General features: G+C 66.5%; 18 protein-coding genes. 5 read left to right on the top strand and 13 right to left on the bottom strand.

Going from position 1 to position 16,632, the window contains the following annotated elements:
- Positions 1-99: 99 nt before the first annotated feature.
- On the top strand, positions 100-1,056 hold the full coding sequence (locus PJW05_RS08875) for a LysR family transcriptional regulator (protein ID WP_271411343.1): 957 nt from the start codon (positions 100-102) through the stop codon (positions 1,054-1,056).
- Positions 1,057-1,450: 394 nt separating this feature from the next.
- On the opposite strand, the gene PJW05_RS08870 is transcribed toward PJW05_RS08875, so the two are convergent.
- Entirely contained in the window at positions 1,451-2,368 is a 918-nt protein-coding gene (locus tag PJW05_RS08870; protein WP_271411342.1) for a LysR family transcriptional regulator, read from the bottom strand.
- Positions 2,369-2,490: 122 nt separating this feature from the next.
- On the opposite strand from PJW05_RS08870, the gene PJW05_RS08865 reads away from it, so the two are divergent.
- A complete protein-coding gene (locus tag PJW05_RS08865; protein WP_271411341.1) occupies positions 2,491-3,090 on the top strand; it encodes a short chain dehydrogenase in 600 nt (199 codons plus the stop codon).
- A gap of 398 nt (positions 3,091-3,488) precedes the next feature.
- Here the strand turns inward: PJW05_RS08865 and PJW05_RS08860 are convergent, their stop codons facing one another.
- Together PJW05_RS08860 and PJW05_RS08855 are read right to left on the bottom strand one after the other, a co-directional pair.
- A complete protein-coding gene (locus PJW05_RS08860; RefSeq protein ID WP_271411340.1) occupies positions 3,489-3,767 on the bottom strand; it encodes a DUF2946 family protein in 279 nt (92 codons plus the stop codon).
- Between the two features lie 120 nt (positions 3,768-3,887).
- Positions 3,888-4,283: a DUF488 domain-containing protein gene (locus tag PJW05_RS08855; protein WP_271411339.1), complete on the bottom strand. Its 396-nt coding sequence runs from the start codon at positions 4,281-4,283 to the stop codon at positions 3,888-3,890.
- Between the two features lie 70 nt (positions 4,284-4,353).
- On the opposite strand from PJW05_RS08855, the gene PJW05_RS08850 reads away from it, so the two are divergent.
- The gene (locus PJW05_RS08850) at positions 4,354-5,025 is read left to right on the top strand and encodes a COG3650 family protein (protein ID WP_271411338.1); all 672 of its coding nucleotides are present in this window, start codon (positions 4,354-4,356) and stop codon (positions 5,023-5,025) included.
- A 119-nt stretch (positions 5,026-5,144) separates the two neighbouring features.
- Positions 5,145-6,143, top strand: a complete 999-nt coding sequence (gene gap / locus PJW05_RS08845; RefSeq protein WP_271411337.1) for a type I glyceraldehyde-3-phosphate dehydrogenase — start codon at positions 5,145-5,147, stop codon at positions 6,141-6,143.
- 143 nt (positions 6,144-6,286) lie between these two features.
- On the opposite strand, the gene PJW05_RS08840 is transcribed toward gap, so the two are convergent.
- The 8 genes from PJW05_RS08840 to PJW05_RS08805 all read right to left on the bottom strand — a co-directional run bounded on the left by PJW05_RS08840 (position 6,287) and on the right by PJW05_RS08805 (position 13,692).
- A complete protein-coding gene (locus tag PJW05_RS08840; RefSeq protein ID WP_271411336.1) occupies positions 6,287-7,192 on the bottom strand; it encodes a DMT family transporter in 906 nt (301 codons plus the stop codon).
- 86 nt (positions 7,193-7,278) lie between these two features.
- Positions 7,279-7,626 carry a Na+/H+ antiporter subunit G gene (locus PJW05_RS08835; protein ID WP_271411335.1) on the bottom strand — a complete coding sequence of 116 codons (348 nt, stop codon included), beginning with the start codon at positions 7,624-7,626 and terminating at the stop codon, positions 7,279-7,281.
- A complete protein-coding gene (locus tag PJW05_RS08830) occupies positions 7,623-7,892 on the bottom strand; it encodes a K+/H+ antiporter subunit F (protein WP_271411334.1) in 270 nt (89 codons plus the stop codon). The genes PJW05_RS08835 and PJW05_RS08830 overlap by 4 nt, the downstream gene beginning before the upstream one ends.
- On the bottom strand, positions 7,877-8,377 hold the full coding sequence (locus PJW05_RS08825; protein WP_271411333.1) for a Na+/H+ antiporter subunit E: 501 nt from the start codon (positions 8,375-8,377) through the stop codon (positions 7,877-7,879). Before PJW05_RS08825 ends, PJW05_RS08830 begins: the two co-directional genes overlap by 16 nt.
- Complete coding sequence (locus PJW05_RS08820; protein ID WP_271411332.1) at positions 8,374-9,873, bottom strand: monovalent cation/H+ antiporter subunit D; 1,500 nt, start codon at positions 9,871-9,873, stop codon at positions 8,374-8,376. The genes PJW05_RS08825 and PJW05_RS08820 overlap by 4 nt, the downstream gene beginning before the upstream one ends.
- Positions 9,870-10,205 (bottom strand): Na+/H+ antiporter subunit C, encoded by a 336-nt coding sequence (locus tag PJW05_RS08815; RefSeq protein WP_271411331.1) that lies wholly within the window; start codon positions 10,203-10,205, stop codon positions 9,870-9,872. Before PJW05_RS08815 ends, PJW05_RS08820 begins: the two co-directional genes overlap by 4 nt.
- On the bottom strand, positions 10,205-13,000 hold the full coding sequence (locus PJW05_RS08810; protein ID WP_271411330.1) for a monovalent cation/H+ antiporter subunit A: 2,796 nt from the start codon (positions 12,998-13,000) through the stop codon (positions 10,205-10,207). Before PJW05_RS08810 ends, PJW05_RS08815 begins: the two co-directional genes overlap by 1 nt.
- Before the next feature lie 227 nt (positions 13,001-13,227).
- Positions 13,228-13,692, bottom strand: coding sequence for a glycine zipper 2TM domain-containing protein (locus tag PJW05_RS08805; RefSeq protein ID WP_271411329.1), 465 nt, complete (start codon positions 13,690-13,692; stop codon positions 13,228-13,230).
- 156 nt (positions 13,693-13,848) lie between these two features.
- On the opposite strand from PJW05_RS08805, the gene PJW05_RS08800 reads away from it, so the two are divergent.
- Positions 13,849-14,082 carry a hypothetical protein gene (locus PJW05_RS08800; protein ID WP_271411328.1) on the top strand — a complete coding sequence of 78 codons (234 nt, stop codon included), beginning with the start codon at positions 13,849-13,851 and terminating at the stop codon, positions 14,080-14,082.
- Here the strand turns inward: PJW05_RS08800 and PJW05_RS08795 are convergent.
- Together PJW05_RS08795 and PJW05_RS08790 are read right to left on the bottom strand one after the other, a co-directional pair.
- Entirely contained in the window at positions 14,070-15,212 is a 1,143-nt protein-coding gene (locus tag PJW05_RS08795; protein ID WP_271411327.1) for a glycerate kinase, read from the bottom strand. The genes PJW05_RS08800 and PJW05_RS08795 overlap by 13 nt on opposite strands.
- A 51-nt stretch (positions 15,213-15,263) precedes the next feature.
- On the bottom strand, positions 15,264-16,622 hold the full coding sequence (locus PJW05_RS08790; protein WP_271411326.1) for a GntP family permease: 1,359 nt from the start codon (positions 16,620-16,622) through the stop codon (positions 15,264-15,266).
- Positions 16,623-16,632: the final 10 nt, after the last annotated feature.

Genomic DNA, 16,632 nt, shown 5'->3' with positions numbered 1-16,632 from the left:
TAAGGCGACGGATAGATGAAGGATTGTGTACTGATTCAGCGATAATCCACCGACACATTTCGTGACAGAATCCGCCTCCCTCCCGGGCCAGGACCCTTCATGGACATCCTTTTCAACATGCGCGCCTTCGTTTGCGTGGCGGAGACCGGCAGCTTCACCGCCGCCGCCCAGCGCATGGACCTCACCACCTCGTACATCTCCCGCGCGGTGGCCACCCTCGAAACCCACCTGCGTACCCGTCTGCTGCACCGCACCACCCGCCGCATCGCCCTGACCGAAGCGGGCCAGCGCTACCTGCTGCGCTGCGAGCAGATCCTCGCCTACATCGCAGAAGCGGAGGCCGAGGCCAGCGAGGCCCACGCCAGGCCGGTAGGCAATCTGAAGGTGCATGCCATGACCGGCATCGGCCAGCACTACCTGATCAAGGCCATCGCCGACTACCGCGAAAGGTATCCGGACGTAAGCTTCGACCTGACCCTGGCCAATCGCACCACCGACATCCTCGACGAGGGCTACGACATCTCGGTGGTGATCGCCCAGGAGCTGCCGGACTCGGGCTTCATCTCCAAGCAGCTCGGCACCACCTACAGCGTGCTCTGCGCCGCCCCTGGCTACCTCGAGAAGCACGGTACCCCACGCCTGCCCACGGAGCTGTCGAAGCACCGCTGCCTGCGCCTGGTGAACAACGTGATGTCCCTGGACAAATGGCTGTTCGACGGGCCGGACGGCCACGAGCTGGTCAGCATCAACCAGACGCCCTTCCAGGTGAACACCGCCGACGCCATGACCGAAGCCATCAAGGCGGGCATGGGCGTGGGCGTGCTGCCGGTGTACTCGGCCATCAGCGGCCTCAAGGATGGCAGCCTGGTGCGTGTGCTGCCCAACCACAGCCTGTTTCCCCTGGGCATCTATGCCCTGTACCCGTCGCGGCAGTTCCTCGACGCGAAGATCCGCACCTGGGTGGAATTCCTCCGCGAATTCGTTCCCGAGCGGGTAGCGGCGGATGAGCGGGCGGTGGCGGAGTTCAGCTTGCGGTTGGGTCACGCGCGCCCATAGGTCGAATCCGTGTGGGAGCAAATTCATTTGCGAATCGGACCAACGGGCCGCTCCTCGGCCCTTCGCGAGTAAAACCCACGTTCGTAGAACGTGGACTTGCTCTTGGCCCCCAAGAAGGGGGCACCTCGGGGCTGCCTGGAAAATCGTAGCTGGGAGGTGTTGCGGGAGCGCGGTAGGGGCGTTGTCCGGCGCGAAGCCTGTCATGGCGACGTCGCAACGTAGGATGGGTTGAGCCTGCGATACCCATCAGCCCTGTCAGCATGGGTATCGCTCCGCTCGCCCCATCCTACGAACTCCATCCTGATAGCCAGGTAGTTCAATCGTCACAGGCAGAGCCGATGACTCATGACCACGCCCTAAGGACGTGGTTTCCCAAGTTCAAATGAATTCGCTCCTACAGGTTTTCGACCTGGTCCAGCAACTTGCGGCTGCGCTCGAACCAGGCCAGCAGGTAGTCCGCCAGAACCTGGGTACGACGCGGCAGGCCGCCTTGCCAGGGGTGGACGAGGAACACCGGGGTCTGGCGGGTCTGGTAATCCCGTAACAGCCACACCAGACGACCATCGGCCAGCTCGTCGTAGACCAGGTAGGACGGCAGCCGCGCGATGCCGGCAGCGGCCAACGCCGCCTTTTTCAACAGGCTGTAGTGATTGCTCGCCAGCGCCCCCGCCACCTTGACCCGCTCCAACTGGTGCTGGCGGTGGTAGAGCCATTCCTCGAAACCGCTGTAGTGGGTATTCAGCAGGCACTGGTGCCCGGCCAGGTCCGCCGGATGCAGCGGCTCGCCGTGGGCGGCCAGGTAGGCCGGGGTGGCGCAGGTGATTTCCTGCAGGGAGAACAGTGGCCGGGCCACCAGGCGCTCGTCCATCTCCATGCCGGAACGGATGGCCAGGTCGAAGCCTTCGGCCACCAGGTCGCGATAACCGTTGTGCAGGTCCAGCTCGACGCGGAGCTGCCGGTACTGGCGGGTGAAGTCCAGCAGGAGCGCGTCGAAGAAGGTTTCGCCAAGGGATACCGGCACGGTCAGCCGCACGCAGCCGACCAGCTCCTCCTGCATCCGCCGCACCGACTGCCGCGCGCGCTCGGCCTGGGCGGCCAGAGCCTGGGCTTCCGGCAACAGCGCGGCGCCGGCAGCCGTCAGGTCGAGACGGCGCGTGGTGCGATGCAGCAGCGCCGCGCCAAGCCCCTGCTCCAGCACGCGGATGCGCTTGGACAACTGGCCCTTGCTGCACCCCAACCGCTCTGCCGCCGCCGTGAAACTGCCGGCCTCCACCAGCACCGCGAAGGCCGCCAGATCGTCCAGTTCACTCATGGGAAATACCACCCTATTGTTTCCAAACGGAAACCAACGTTTTCCGATTGCATGGATTATCGACCACGGACAGCACTCTACACTGGGCCGGTCTCCCCTTCCCCAACAAAGGAACCGTCCCCATGAAAATCATCCTCGTCGGTGCCAGCGGCACCATCGGCCAGGCCATCGAACAGGCGCTCAAGGAGCGCCACCAGATCATCCGTGTCGGTCGCAACAGCGGCGACCTGCAGGCGGACATCACCGATCCGGCATCGATCCGCCGCCTGTTCGAGCAGGCCGGTCCCTTCGATGCGCTGATCAGCGCCGCCGGCAAGGTGCATTTCGGCGCACTCGCGGAGATGGGCGAAGCGGAATTCGAAGTGGGCCTGCGGGACAAGCTGATGGGCCAGGTCAACCTGGTGCTGATCGGCCGCGAGTTCGCCAATGACGGTGCCTCCTTCACCCTCACCTCCGGGGTGCTGAGCCACGACCCGATCCGCTACGGCGCCTCGGCCAGCCTGGTCAACGGTGCCATCGACGCCTTCGTGCGCAGCGCCGCCCTGGAGCTGCCGCGCGGCCAGCGCATCAACAGCGTCAGCCCCACGGTGATCGAGGAGGCACTACCGGGCTACGCGCCCTATTTCCGTGGTTACAAGGCCGTGCCGGCGGCCGAGGCGGCGCTGGCCTACGCCAAGAGCGCCGAGGGCGCGCAGACCGGGCAGACCTACCGCGTCTGGTAATCGAACCCTGCAGCTCGCCGGTGTAGCCCACCGGCGAGCTGGGCGGCACGAATCACGCTTCGCGGAGGTTTACCGTCACAGCCGCCATTCCAGGCCAACGTAGACACTCCGGCCATCGCCCGGCATGAACTGGGCGCTGTCGCGGCCCTGGGCATCGGCGATCACCCCGGTGGAGGGTGCGGTCGGCATTGATAGTGCCCAGCGGCTGGCCGTTGCCATCGTTCAGCGCCAGCAGCTCGTCACGGATTTCGCTGTGGTAGACCACCAGGTCGAGGCCGACGTCATCCCGCTGCCAACGCAGGGTGTTGGCTTTCTGCGCGTCGTTGGCGGTGATCACCTGGCCGCCGGTGAGCTCGCTGAAGGTTTGCCGCTCCGTAGCGCCAGGCGTTTGCGCCGCATCAGCAACAGGCCAGAACAAAGAGCGCGGCGATGCCGAGGACGACCGTGCCGCAGACCGGGCACTGGAACGCGAAGGAGAACGCAGAGGAGTTGCTGCCGCCCGGATCGCTGTCCAGCGAAGGGCCGAAGCTATCGGTGGAGCAGAAGACGCCACCCAGGCCGCTCAGTTCCAGGCCCATGGCCTGGCCATGGTGCAGGCCGCAGGCAACGAGATTGAACAGGACGCAGGCATAGAGCATCCAGGCAATCAGCGAGCGGTCTTGGCGGCTGGTTTTCATGGGCGGCGACTCTAGCGCCAGGCCATCAGGCCAGGAAGTCGAACCTGGATGTGGTGCATTGCCGCAGTGAAGCCATGCGCGGACCAAACGCCATTGGCCAGGAGCACACCGGTCCCGAGGTTACAACTCGCCGGCGTAGCAGGTCGGCGAACTCGGCGGACCGCCGCGCTCCAGCTCTTCCTCGAGAAACTCCGCCAGCACCCGGGCGTTGTTGTGTACCTCGTCCCTGGCCGCATAGAGCAGCGTCAGGTCCCCCTTGCGGGCCAGCTCCAGCAGCCCCTGCCAGTGCTCGGGATGCGCCGCCAGCTCGGCACGGTAGAGCAGGCGGAATTCGTCGAACAGCGCCGGGTCATGGCAGAACTGCTTGCGCAGCCCGTCCGACGGCGCCACCTCCTTCGACCAGGCAGCCAGCGCCAGGGACTCCTTGCGGCAGCCCCGCGGCCAGAGACGATCCACCAGTACCCGCTGGCCGTCCCGTTCGGCCACCGGTTCATAGACACGCTTGAACCCTATCATCCGAATTTCCCACCCTTGAGCCGGGCGCTTCGCGCCGGTAACGTGGCCGCTCCCTGAAGGAGACCCCACGATGCGTTTCGCCCGCCCCCTGCTGTTCAGCCTGCTGCCCTTCTTCGGCGCCTGCCAGATGTTCGCCGAGAAAGCCCCCGCGCCCGCCGCCAACCTGGTGCGCCTGCAAGGTGTGCTGAGCGTAGACGCTGACCGGGTGATGTTCAGCCCCTGTGGCGAGAAACGCCGCTTCGCCCTGGTGGACGGCGGCGCTACCGGCCTGCTGCCGGAGGCGGCCAATCTTGCCGCCGACGGCCCCGGCCCGCTGTTCGCCGATGTCCGCGCCAGCATGGGGGCAACGAGCGTCCCCGGCGCCGATGGCCAACTGGACCTGCACACCCTCTACCGCGTGCAACGCGAAGGCCATGGCTGCGAAGACATCAACTTCAAGCGCCTGCTGCTGCGCGCCAGCGGCCACGAGCCGGACTGGAGCGTCAGCGTCAGCACCCAGGGCCTGGTGCTCGACCGCCCCGGCCAGCCCTCCCTTGCCCTGCCCTACATGGAAGAGCAACTGCCGGATGGCCGCTTCAACCTGTCCAGCGAGGCCAACGGCCAGCGCCTGGAACTCTGGGTCGCGCCCCAGCGCTGCGTCGACGGCATGAGCGGCGCGGTCCAGCACCTCAGCGCCGAACTGCGCCTGGACGGCAAGCCACACCGTGGCTGCGCAGCCTTCGGCGGGGCCCGCAACGACTGATCGAGCATCGCCCCGGGGCCGTTCGCCGGCCCCTCGGGCGCTTTCCGTTACAACCTCGACCGCCCGTCTCCCTCTTCGTCGCTAAGCTCAATCCAGGACGACAGGAAAAGGAGAACGTCATGCTGCGTATCGCCCTGAATGGATACGGGCGCATCGGTCGCGCCGTGGTTCGTGCACTGTTCGAACGGAGGCTCGATCAGCGCCTGCGCATCGAAGCCATCAACGACCTCGGCGACTTCGAATCGCTGGCCCACCTGACCCGCTTCGACTCCACCTTCGGCCGCTTCCACGGCCACGTCGCCCTGCACGACCGTCACCTGCAGGTGAACAACCAGACCATCCACCTGCTGCGCGAGCGCGACCCGGTCAACCTGCCCTGGGACCAATTGGGCGTGGACCTGGTGCTGGAATGCTCGGGCAAGATGAAAAAGCGCCCGCAGGTGGAACAGCACCTGACCGCGGGCGCCCCGCGGGTGTTGCTCTCCCACCCGCTGGACAGCGCCGACCTGACCGTGGTGTACGGCGTCAACCATGAGCAGTTGGGCAGCCAGCAGATCGTCTCCAACGCATCCTGCACCACCAACTGCCTGGCGCCGCTGGCGCTGCTGCTGCACCGCGCCGTGGGCATCCGCAGCGGCCTGGTCACCACGGTGCACGCCTACACCAACGACCAGAACCTGCTGGACAAGAGCCACGGCGACCTTTACCGGGCCCGTGCGGCGGCGGTTTCGATGATCCCCACCAGCACCGGCGCGGCCAAGGCCATCGGCCTGGTGCTGCCGGAACTCGCCGGGCGCCTGGATGGCCTGGCGGTGCGGGTGCCGACGCCGAATGTGTCGCTGCTGGACCTTTCCTTCATCGCCGAACGCCCGGCCAGCCGCGACGCCATCAACGCCGCACTGGAAGCCGGCGCACGCGACCTGCCGCCGGGGGTGATGGAATGCAACGCACTGCCGTTGGTATCCAGCGACTTCAACGGCCACCCTATTTCCTGCGTGGTGGACCTCAATCACACCCGCGTGCAGGGGGAGCTGGTGAAGGTGCTGGCCTGGTACGACAACGAATGGGCCTTCGCCAACCGGATGCTGGATGTGTTGCTGGCCTGGACCAGGTCCTAGGCCATGTACGGAAAGTGTCTGCGCTCGGTGATGCTGCGTTGAGATCGCCCTCAGAATGCTCACTTACAACACTTCTTCGGCGGATACTCCCGGTGGTCGTTGCGCCTTGCCTGACCTTCGCTCGACGCCTTTTCGTATAAGTCCTAGTCGAGGACCCCAGCCGGCGTCGGGGCGGTACTGCGCCACTGGCTCAACGCCACCCCGGCGAACACCAGCCCGGCGGCAAGCACCTGCATGCCGGTCAGCCGTTCACCCAGGAAGCCCCAGGCGAACACCAGGGTGAAGACCGGGATCAGGTTGATGTAGCCGGTGGCCTGGCTGGCCGGCAGGCGCGAAACGCCGAAGTTGTAGAGGCCGTAGGCGCCCACCGTGACCACGGTGCCCAGGTAGATCATGGCGGCGATGCCCAGTGGGCTGACGGACGCTGGCAAGGGCGAGGTCGCCCAGGCCAGCGGCAGAAAGAACAGGCTGCCGATGAAGGCCTGCATGGCGGTGAGGAAGAACGGCGAATAGCGCGACGACAGGTGCTTGAGCAGCAGGGTGTAGCCGGTGGCGCAGAGCATCGCGAGGAATTCGTAGAAGTTGCCCAGCAGCGGCTGCGGTGCGTGGTTGTCGGACTCGCCGGCCAGGCTCAGCCAGATGGCACCGGCCACCGCCAGCAGGAAGCCGAACAGGGTGCTGCGGGTGATGCGCTCATGCAACAGGGCGTAGGCGCCCACCGCCACCAGCAGGGGCAGCAGCGCGGTGATCATGCCGGCCTGGGATGCGCTGGTGTGCTGCAGCGCCAGGGCCTCGAAAATGAAATAGAGACAGGGCTCGCACGCGGCCAGTCCGATCAGGTACTTCCAGTCGCCAGGTCGGTAGTCGAGGCGCCCTCGCCAGCGCCAGGCGGCGAGGAAGATCAGGCTGCCGAGGGCCATCCGCACGAAGATCACCCAGTGCGGCGCCACCTCCTGAAAGGCCAGCTTGAGGGCGATGAATGAACTGCCCCAGAGCGCCATCGCCAACACCAGGCAGGCCGCCGCCACGCCTCGACCTTGCTGTGCCATGGATACAACCTCCGCTGAAAAGGCACCAGTCTAGGCGTGAGCGTCCCCTGCCCGACAGGGACAGCCCGATGAAAAAACTGATGCGGCTACTGGTTCCAGGGCTTGCCGCGGGTGCGCGGGTCCAGGGGCAGTCGCTGCAGCACCGCGGCCTTGGCCAGCATGTAGGCGCTGACCGGGGCGCTGATGAAGAGGAACAGGCTGATCAGCAGTTCGTGCAGGCTGAGCCCGTCGGCATCGGCGGAGAAGTAACCCAGGGACGCCAGGACCAGGCCGCCCACACCCAGGGTGGTGGCCTTGGTCGGGCCATGCAGGCGCATGAAGAAATCCGGCAGGCGGTACAGGCCGATGGCGCCGGTCAGCACGAAAGCGCTGCCGAGCAGCAGCAGGGTCGACACCAGTATTTCCAGCCACAGGGCCATGGGTTCGCCGCTCATTCGATGATGTCTCCACGCAGCATATATTTGGCCACCGCCACCGTACTGACGAAACCGAGTACGGCGATCAGCAATGCCACTTCGAAGAACAGGTCGCTGCCCTTCCAGATGCCGTAGAGCATCAGCATGGCGATGGCATTGATGTAGAGGGTATCGAGCGCCAACACCCGATCCGGCAGGCAGGGCCCCTTGATGAGCCGGGCCAGGGTCAGCAGCAGCGCCAGGCCGAGCATGGCCAGGCACAGGGGGATCACGTAGGCGAGCACGGGAAGATCTCCTTCAGCGGCGCCTCGTAGCGCGACTTGATCCCGGCCACCATGGCGGCCTTGTCCGGCACGTCGAGACCATGCACCAGCAGGGTCCGGCGATCGGCGCTGAGGTCGGCCGACAGCGAGCCGGGGGTGAGCGAAACGACGCTGACCAGCACACTGATGGCCAGTTCATCGTCCAGTTCGATGGGCACCTCGACGAATGCCGGGCGCAACGCTTCGACGCGCCCCAGGGTCAGGCGCGCCACCTGGAAATTGGCGACCACGATGTCGCCCATCACCATCACCAGGAAGCGCATCAGCCTGAGGGGGTGCCAGCGTTTGGGCCGCTCGATCAGCAGCGGCTTGATGCAGAAGGGAATCACCCAGCCGAGGAACGCGCCCAGCAGCCACTGGCCGAAGGCGAAGGAATCCACCAGCAGCAGCCAGACGACTAGCAGCAGCAAGCTCTCGGCGGGATGGGGAAAGAGTCTGCGCATCATGCTCCAGCGCCCTCCAGGATCGCGCGATACAGGTTCGGCGCGTGCAGTTGCGCGGCACTCGCCTGGGCATACTCCAGCAGCGGCTGGGCAAAGGCCACCAGCACCAGGCTGCCGGCCAGCAACAGCAGCGTGGCGAACAGCCGACCGCCATCCAGTTCGGCACTGCCGAGCACCTGGTGGCCGGTGCGCCAGAACAGGGTGCTACCCGCGCGGCTCAAGGCCACCAGGCTGACGAAACCACCGATCAGCAACACGCTCCACAGCGGCAACGCCCCGCCACCCGGTGGCACGGACTGCAGCAGCAGGAGCTTGGCGAAGAAGCCGGACAATGGCGGCAGGCCGGCGACGGCGATGGCCCCGCAGAAGAAGGCCGCGCCCAGGAGCCCCGGATTGCGCAGCGCCGGCCCCTGCACCAGGTCGCCGGACTTGTCGCCCCGCTGGCGACTGACCAGGTCGGCGAGCAGGAACAGCGCGCCGGCCACCCAGGTGCTGTGCAGCAGGTAGAAGAGCGCCGCGCCCTGGGCCTCGGGCGTACCGAGGGCGATGGCCGCCAGCAGGGTGCCGGCGGACACCACCACCAGGTAGCTCAGCAGCCTCTGCAGGGTGTTGGCGGCCAGGGCACCCAGGGCCCCCAGGATCACGGTGGCCAGGGCCAGCGGCCAGAGCCAGGGCTGGGCCAGGTTGGCCAGCTCGCCGGCCTCCGGCCCGAAGACCAGGCTGTAGACCCGCAGGATCGAGTAGATGCCCACCTTGGTCATGATCGCGAACAGCGCCGCCACCGGTGCGCTGGCGGCGGCATAGGCGCGCGGCAGCCAGAAGTACAGCGGCAGCAGGGCCGCCTTGAGGGCGAACACCAGCAACAGGACCAGTCCGGCGGCGGCCAGCACCGGCACGTTCCCCGCCGACGCGGCGGCCACCTGGCGGGCCAGGTCGGCCATGTTCAGGGTCCCGGTGATGCCGTAGAGGGTCCCCACCGCGATGAGGAACAGCGCCGACCCGGCGAGGTTGAGGACCACGTAGTGCAAGCCCGCGCGCACCCGCTCGCCGCCTCCGCCGTGCAGCAGCAGCGCGTAGGACGCGATCAGCAGGATTTCGAAGAACACGAAGAGGTTGAACAGGTCGCCGGTGAGGAAGGCGCCGTTGATCCCCAGCAGCTGGAACTGAAACAGCGCGTGGAAGCGCAGGCCGATCCGGTCGTCGCCACGCACCGCGTAAAGCACGGCGGCGCTGGCCAGCACGGCGGTGGCCAGCAACATCATCGCGGCCAGGCGGTCGAGCATCAGCACGATACCGAATGGCGGCTGCCAACTGCCCAGCGCATACACCCGCAACTGGCCATCACCGGCCTGCTGCATCAGCAGCAGCGCCAGCGGCACCAGGGCCAGGGTGGCGAGTACGGAGAGGCTGCGCTTCAACCGCTCGATGGAGGGCAGTATCAGCAGCAGCGCGCCGGTGAACAGCGGAATCAGGATGGGCAGGATCGTCAGGTGGGTCATGGCGCCGACTCCCCGTCGCCGCGGCCATCCACATGATCGCTGCCCAGCTCGCCGATGCCGCGCAGGGCCAGCACTACCACGAAGGCGGTCATGGCGAAACCGATGACGATGGCGGTCAGCACCAGGGCCTGGGGCACCGGGTCGGCGTACTGCACGTCACGCCCGAGCACGGCGGCCTCGCCGGCCAGCCGCCCCATGGCGAAAAGGAACAGGTTGACGGCGTAGGACAGCAGGGTCAGCCCCAGCACCACAGGGAAGGTCCGCCCACGCAGCAGCAGGTAGACGCCGCTGCTGGTGAGCAGGCCGAGGGTCACGGCGAACAGCGCCTCCATCAATGAATCTCCTTGCTCGCGGCCGGGGCCAGGCTGAGCTGCCCCAGATTGACCAGGACCAGCAATGTCGAGCCGACCACGGCCAGGTAGACACCGAGGTCGAACAGCATGGCGGTGGCCAGTTCGAATTCCCCCACCAGCGGCAGCTCGAAATGGCCAAAGGCGGAGGTGAGGAAGTTGCGCCCGAAGGCCCAGCTGCCAAGGCCGGTGAGCGCGGCGACCAGCACGCCGGCGCCGGCCATGCGCTGGTAGTTCAGGCTCATCCGTCGCTCCACCCACGCCGTGCCGCTGGCGATGTACTGCAGCACCAGCGCCACGGCGGTGATCAGGCCGGCGATGAAGCCGCCGCCCGGCAGGTTGTGGCCGCGCAGGAAGATGAACACCGAGATCAGCAACGCCAGGGGCAGCACCAGGCGCGACAGGGTTTCGAGGATCAGCGGATGCTTGGCGCGGGCCCAGTTGCGGCCCTGGGGATCGCAGGTGGGATTCACCAGGCGCAGGCCCGAGAGCATGGCGGCGATGCCCACGGCGGCGATGGCCAGGACAGTGATTTCGCCCAGGGTGTCGAAGCCGCGGAAGTCCACCAGTATCACGTTGACCACGTTGCTGCCGCCGCCACCGGAAAGGCTGTTGGCCAGGAAGAAATCGGCGATGCCCGTGTAGGGACGGGTCAGCACCGCATAAGCCAGCAGCGCCACCATCACGCCCACGGCACAGGCCAGGATGAGGTCGCGCAGGCCGCGCAGGCTGGAGCTTTCCCCGGGGGTGCGGGACGGCAGGTAATACAGCGCCAGGATCAGCAGCACCAGGGTCACCACCTCCACCACCAGTTGGGTCAGGGCCAGGTCGGGGGCGGAGAAGCGGGCGAACACCAGCGCCACCAGCAAGCCGGCGACGCCGAGAATCATCAGGGAGATCAGCCGCTGGCGGTGAAAGGCCGCGCTCAGCACGCCGGACAGCCCCAGCACCGCGAGGCCCAGGGCGGTAATGCCGTCCAGCGGCGTCAGCGAACGATCGCCGGCGACTTGCGACAGCGACGCCAGGGGCAGTGCCACCAACACCATGGCGCTGCCCAGCAACAGGACCAGGTAACGCTGCAGGGAGCCGTTCTCCAGCACGCCGGTGATCCAGCGGGCCACCCGGGTTACACGCTGCACCTGTTGCTCGAAGACTTCCTTGGCGTCGATGTCGGGCAGCCCCGCGTACCAGTGGAACAGCGGCTTGCGCAAGACGTAGACCAGCACGCCACCGACCAGCGCCACGAAGCTCATGGCCAACGGCAGGTTGAAGCCGTGCCAGATCGCCAGGCTATACACCGGCAATTCGCCGCCGAGGCTGGCGGACGCCGCGGCCGCCAGCAGGGGCGCCACGGTGTAGCCGGGGAGCATACCCACCAGCAGGCAGAGGAATACCAGGATTTCCACCGGGACCTTCATATAGCGCGGCGGCTCGTGGGGCGGAAACTTGGGCAGCGCGACCGGCTCGCCGTTGAAGAACACGTCGTGCACGAAACGCAGCGAGTAGGCCACCGAAAATACCCCGGCCAGGGTCGCCGCCGCCGGCACCACCCAACTGAAGCTGCCCAGCAGCTCCTGCTGAAGGGTTTCGCCGAAGAACATCTCCTTGCTCAGGAAACCGTTCAACAACGGCACCCCGGCCATGGCCAGGGACGCCACCATGGCCAGCACCGCGGTGTGCGGCAGGTACTTCCACATCCCGTTTATCAGGCGCATGTCGCGACTGCCGGTCTCGTGGTCGATTATCCCGGCGGCCATGAAGAGCGAGGCCTTGAAGGTGGCATGGTTGATGATGTGGAACACCGCCGCCACGTTGGACAGTTGCGAGTCCAGGCCGAACAGCAGGGTGATCAGGCCCAGGTGGCTGATGGTCGAGTAGGCCAGCAGCCCCTTGAGGTCATGCTGGAACAAGGCCATGCCGGCGCCGATCAGCAGGGTCGCCAGGCCACTCAGGCTGACCAGGTAGAACCACAGGTCGGAACCGGCCAACGCCGGATAGAGACGCGCCAGGAGGAAAACGCCGGCCTTCACCATGGTGGCCGAGTGCAGGTAGGCGGATACCGGGGTCGGCGCCGCCATGGCGTGCGGCAGCCAGAAATGGAAAGGGAATTGTGCGGACTTGGTGAACACCCCCAGCAGCACCAGCGCCAGGGCCACCGGATAGAGGGCGTGGGCGCGGATCCGCTCGCCCGCCGCCAGCACGTGGGTCAGTTCGTAGCTGCCGACGATATGCCCTATCAGCAGCACGCCAGCGAACAACGCGAGGCCACCGCCGCCGGTGACCGCGAGGGCCATGCGCGCCCCTTTGCGAGCGTCGGAGCGACTTCCCCAGAAGCCGATCAGCAGGAACGACGACAGGCTGGTGAGCTCCCAGAACACCAGCATCAGCAGCAGGTTCTCGGACAGCACCACCCCTAGCATCGCGCCCATGAACAGCAGCAGGAAGGCGAAAAAGCGCCCCATCGGCTCTTCGCTGGACAGGTAGTAACGGGCGTACAGGATGACCAGCAGGCCAATGCCGAGGATCAGCAAGGCGAAGAGGTAGCCCAGGCCATCGAGGCGCAGGCTGAAACTCAGGCCGACGCCAGGCAGCCAGGGCTGGGCGAATGTCAGGACGTGGCCGGCGAAGACACTGTCGGTCTGGGCCAGCAGCAGGATGAGGCCGGTGAGCGGCACCAGCGCGGCAGCACCCGCGCAGACGGAACGGCCATGGCGCTCGGCCAGTGGTGGCAACAGCGCCCCGAGAAAAGGCAGGGCGACAATGAGCACCAGGATCATCCAAATCTCCCCCAGGTCAGCGCCATTTCCTCCTAAGTGGCGGAAATGGCGAGCGAAAATAGTAGGCGATTATCCATTACTATCGATTCTCGACGATAGATTGAATCATTTCAAAACACTTGAGACGCCGGAAGACGCACAGCCCAAAAGGCGACAGGTGCATCCACTGTCGCCCGTTTGCAGGACTGGAAAATGAAAGAATAGCTGCCCGGATGGGCAGCTCGACTTCAGTGACTGACGCGGCTGGTACCGTTGACGGTCATGATCCGCACACGCTCGCCGACCCGGAATACCTCGTTGGGCTGGACTTCCTGGACGTAGGCGCGCATCGAGCCATCGTCCTCACGCACGGTGATTTCCACACCCTGGGTACGGGTGAGGCCTTCCTCGGCCGCCGCACCCAGCAGGCCACCGGCCACCGCGCCGACCACGGCGGCCACCGCGCTGCCTCGGCCATGGCCGATGGTGCTGCCGCCAATACCACCGACCACCGCGCCGGCACCGGCGCCGATCGGCGTCTTGGTACCTTCGATCTTCACCGGGCGCAGGGATTCGATGGTACCCATGCGCACGGTCTGTACTTGCCGAGCCTCGTCACGGGAATAGGTGTCACCGGTCAGGCTCGACTGACAGCCACCCAGCGCCAGTGCCAATGCCGTGAAAGAGGCCACCAGCAGGACGGGTTTACGCATAGCATTTCCTCCAGATTGATTACCTGTCCATTAGACTCCCCGCCGCTGAGGCTGTCACCAGAACGACCAAACTACTCAAATTTCATTCAGCCTGAATTCAGCTTTCCGACGGCACCCGGGAAATCTTCCTACGCCCCAGTACACCAAGGTTAGCCCATGGACTACTTCATCATCGTAATTACCACCACCGCCGGCCTGTACTTCCATTGGTGGCTCTACGTACGCATCAAGCGCTGGATGGACCGGGACCTCGCGCTGTCCCTGGCAGAGGGCGACAAGGCCAGGCAAGCCTTCATGCTGGAGCAACTGCAGGCTGCCTACACCGAAGGCGTCAAGCGCAAGGACCTGCCGACCTGGCTGGAGCGTGCGGCGCAGCGTTACCGCGCCTGACCTGAAGCGAGGGTCCAGAGCCGGGCGATATCCGCACTGCGGGCTTCCAGCTCTGGTGCAGCACTGGCCATCGCGCGAGCCAGCTCCATGGGACCGGGGACCAGGCTGAAGGCGGCCCCGATGCCCGCCTCGCGCAGCCGCTGGTAGCCCTCCCCCAGGCTGCCGGCCAGGGCGATCACCGGGACTCCGGCGGCCCGGGCGATCCGCGCCACGCCCACCGGCGTCTTGCCATGCAGGGTCTGGGAATCGAGGCGTCCCTCCCCCGTCACCACCAGATCGGCGCCCCGAACCGCCTCGGCCAACCCGGCGAGTTCGGCCACCAGCTCGATGCCGGGTCGGAAGCGCGCCCCGAGGAAGCAGCGGGCGGCGAAGCCCAGACCACCGGCAGCGCCGACACCCGGATGCAGGCTGTGGTCTTCGCCCAGGCATTCGGCCACCACCCGGGCATAGTGCCCCAGGGCGGCATCCAGCAACTCGACCTGCCGGGGAGTGGCACCCTTCTGCGGGCCGAAGACATGGGAGGCGCCGCGGGGTCCGCATAGCGGGTTATCCACATCCGCCGCCACTTCGAACTCGACACCGGCGAGACGGGGATCGAGACCCGACACATCGACCCTGGCCAGACGCGCCAAGGCCGCGCCGCCAGCCGGCAGGGGCGCGCCGTTCTGGTCCAGCAGTCGCAGTCCCAGGGCCGTCAGCAGGCCGGCGCCGCCATCATTGGTCGCGCTGCCGCCCAGGCCGAGGATGATGCGCGTCGCCCCGGCATCCAGGGCATGGCGAATCAGCTCACCGGTGCCGAAGCTGCTGGTGCGGGTGGCATCGCGGGCCGCGGGCGCCACCAGGTGCAGACCGCTGGCGGCCGCCATCTCGATGATGGCGCGCCCCTCCCCCAACCAGCCCCAGTGGGCCTGTACCGGTTCCCCCAGGGGCCCCTGTACCGACGCCTCACGGCGTTCGCCCCCGGTGGCCGCCAGCACAGCGTCCACTGTGCCTTCGCCGCCATCGGCCATGGGTTTGCACACCAGCAGGGCGTCTGGCAGCACTGAAGCCCAGCCACGCGCGATCGCGGCGGCCACTTCGGGTGCGCTCAGGCTTTCCTTGAAGGAATCGGGAGCAATGACGATCTTCATCGAACTACCTCGGGAAGGCCCGGAACCTCGCGGCTCCGGGCGGAATTGCGGTCAGAGCAGGACCAGGCTGAGCAGCCAGGTGGCGAGCATGCCGGCGATGCCCTGTGCCAGGGTCGCCAGGGTCTGGGCACGGTAGGCAAGCGAGACCGGCATGCGGCTGAACTGGGTCACCACCCAGAAGAAGCTGTCATTGGCATGGGACACGGTCATGGCACCGGCGCCGATGGCCATTACCGTCAGCACGCGGCCCATCTCGCTGTCGAGGCCGAGCTGGCCAAGCAGCGGCGCCACCAGCGCCGAGGTGGTCACCAGGGCCACGGTGGTGGAACCCTGGGCGGTCTTCAGCGCGGCCGCCACCACGAACGGCATGAACAGGCCGATACCTAGCGCCGACAGGGTACTGCCGAGGTAATCGCCCAGCGGCGTGATCTTCAGCACCGCACCGAAGGCGCCGCCGGCACCGGTGATCAGCAGGATGGGCGCGGCGGAGAGGATCCCATCCACCACACGGTCATGGAACTCCTTGCGCTTGTCATCGCTCTTGAGCAGCGTGCAGGCGATCGCCAGGCCCACCAGCAACGCCACCACCGGCTGACCGAGGAAGCCCAGGGTGGCGGTGAAGATGCCATTGCCAAAAGGCTTGGTGGGGAAGGCTGCAATGGAACCCAGGCAGATCAGCAGGATAGGAACGAAGATCGGCGCGAAGGCCTGGAAGGCGCTGGGCAACTTGCCGTAGCTGGCACGCAGTTCGGCGAAGTCCTGCTCCGACGGATGCGGCAGGCCGTCATCCTCCAGTTGCACATCGCGGCCGACGAAACGGTTGGCCCACCACATGCCGGCGAAGGCGGTCACCAGCGCGACCAGCAGGCCCACCGCGATCACCAGACCGAGACTGGTTTCCAGGCCCAGGTTGCCGGCGGCGGCAATGGGGCCGGGCGTCGGCGGCACGAAGGTGTGGGTGGCGTACAGGCCGGTGGCCAGGGCGACGCTCATGGTTACGGTGGAGATGCGCATGCGCGCCGCCAGGGCATTCTTCAGGGAGTTGAGAATCACGTAGCCCGAGTCGCAGAACACTGGAATGGACACCAGGTAGCCAATGATCGACATGGTCAGCGTGGGGAAGCGTTCACCCAGCAGTTTGATCACCGTCTCCGCCATGGTGATGGCGGCGCCGCTGCGCTCGAGGATCACGCCGATGATGGTGCCCAGGACAATGACGATCCCGATGTAACCGAGGATGGCGCCGAAACCAGCGGTGATGGTCTTGGTGATTTCGGCGGTGGGAACCTGGTACGCGAAACCGGCGATGAAGGCCGCCGCGAGCAGGGCGAGGAAGGGGTGCAGTTTAAGGCGCGTGGTGGAAAGCACGATGAAGGCGATCAGCGCCGCCAGAATCAGTACCAGAACCATGTGCGGACTC

The organism is Pseudomonas sp. Q1-7 (genome assembly GCF_028010285.1).
In the GTDB taxonomy this organism is placed as follows: Bacteria; Pseudomonadota; Gammaproteobacteria; order Pseudomonadales; family Pseudomonadaceae; genus Metapseudomonas.
The sequence above is the reverse complement of the archived record's forward strand: the minus strand, read 5'-3'. Positions and strand labels throughout refer to the sequence as shown.

What these genes read in the sequence shown, in the direction of transcription:
- PJW05_RS08860 (WP_271411340.1), bottom strand. Translation starts at nt 3,767, where the DNA reads ATGAAAACCAGCCGCCAAGACCGCTCGCTGATTGCCTGGATGCTCTAT.
- PJW05_RS08810 (WP_271411330.1), bottom strand. Translation starts at nt 13,000, where the DNA reads ATGATCCTGGTGCTCATTGTCGCCCTGCCTTTTCTCGGGGCGCTGTTG.
- PJW05_RS08805 (WP_271411329.1), bottom strand. Translation starts at nt 13,692, where the DNA reads ATGCGTAAACCCGTCCTGCTGGTGGCCTCTTTCACGGCATTGGCACTG.
- PJW05_RS08875 (WP_271411343.1), top strand. Translation starts at nt 100, where the DNA reads ATGGACATCCTTTTCAACATGCGCGCCTTCGTTTGCGTGGCGGAGACC.
- PJW05_RS08825 (WP_271411333.1), bottom strand. Translation starts at nt 8,377, where the DNA reads ATGATGCGCAGACTCTTTCCCCATCCCGCCGAGAGCTTGCTGCTGCTA.
- PJW05_RS08840 (WP_271411336.1), bottom strand. Translation starts at nt 7,192, where the DNA reads ATGGCACAGCAAGGTCGAGGCGTGGCGGCGGCCTGCCTGGTGTTGGCG.
- PJW05_RS08835 (WP_271411335.1), bottom strand. Translation starts at nt 7,626, where the DNA reads ATGAGCGGCGAACCCATGGCCCTGTGGCTGGAAATACTGGTGTCGACC.
- PJW05_RS08800 (WP_271411328.1), top strand. Translation starts at nt 13,849, where the DNA reads ATGGACTACTTCATCATCGTAATTACCACCACCGCCGGCCTGTACTTC.
- PJW05_RS08865 (WP_271411341.1), top strand. Translation starts at nt 2,491, where the DNA reads ATGAAAATCATCCTCGTCGGTGCCAGCGGCACCATCGGCCAGGCCATC.
- PJW05_RS08855 (WP_271411339.1), bottom strand. Translation starts at nt 4,283, where the DNA reads ATGATAGGGTTCAAGCGTGTCTATGAACCGGTGGCCGAACGGGACGGC.
- PJW05_RS08795 (WP_271411327.1), bottom strand. Translation starts at nt 15,212, where the DNA reads ATGAAGATCGTCATTGCTCCCGATTCCTTCAAGGAAAGCCTGAGCGCA.
- PJW05_RS08790 (WP_271411326.1), bottom strand. Translation starts at nt 16,622, where the DNA reads ATGGTTCTGGTACTGATTCTGGCGGCGCTGATCGCCTTCATCGTGCTT.
- PJW05_RS08815 (WP_271411331.1), bottom strand. Translation starts at nt 10,205, where the DNA reads ATGGAGGCGCTGTTCGCCGTGACCCTCGGCCTGCTCACCAGCAGCGGC.
- gap (WP_271411337.1), top strand. Translation starts at nt 5,145, where the DNA reads ATGCTGCGTATCGCCCTGAATGGATACGGGCGCATCGGTCGCGCCGTG.
- PJW05_RS08870 (WP_271411342.1), bottom strand. Translation starts at nt 2,368, where the DNA reads ATGAGTGAACTGGACGATCTGGCGGCCTTCGCGGTGCTGGTGGAGGCC.
- PJW05_RS08820 (WP_271411332.1), bottom strand. Translation starts at nt 9,873, where the DNA reads ATGACCCACCTGACGATCCTGCCCATCCTGATTCCGCTGTTCACCGGC.
- PJW05_RS08850 (WP_271411338.1), top strand. Translation starts at nt 4,354, where the DNA reads ATGCGTTTCGCCCGCCCCCTGCTGTTCAGCCTGCTGCCCTTCTTCGGC.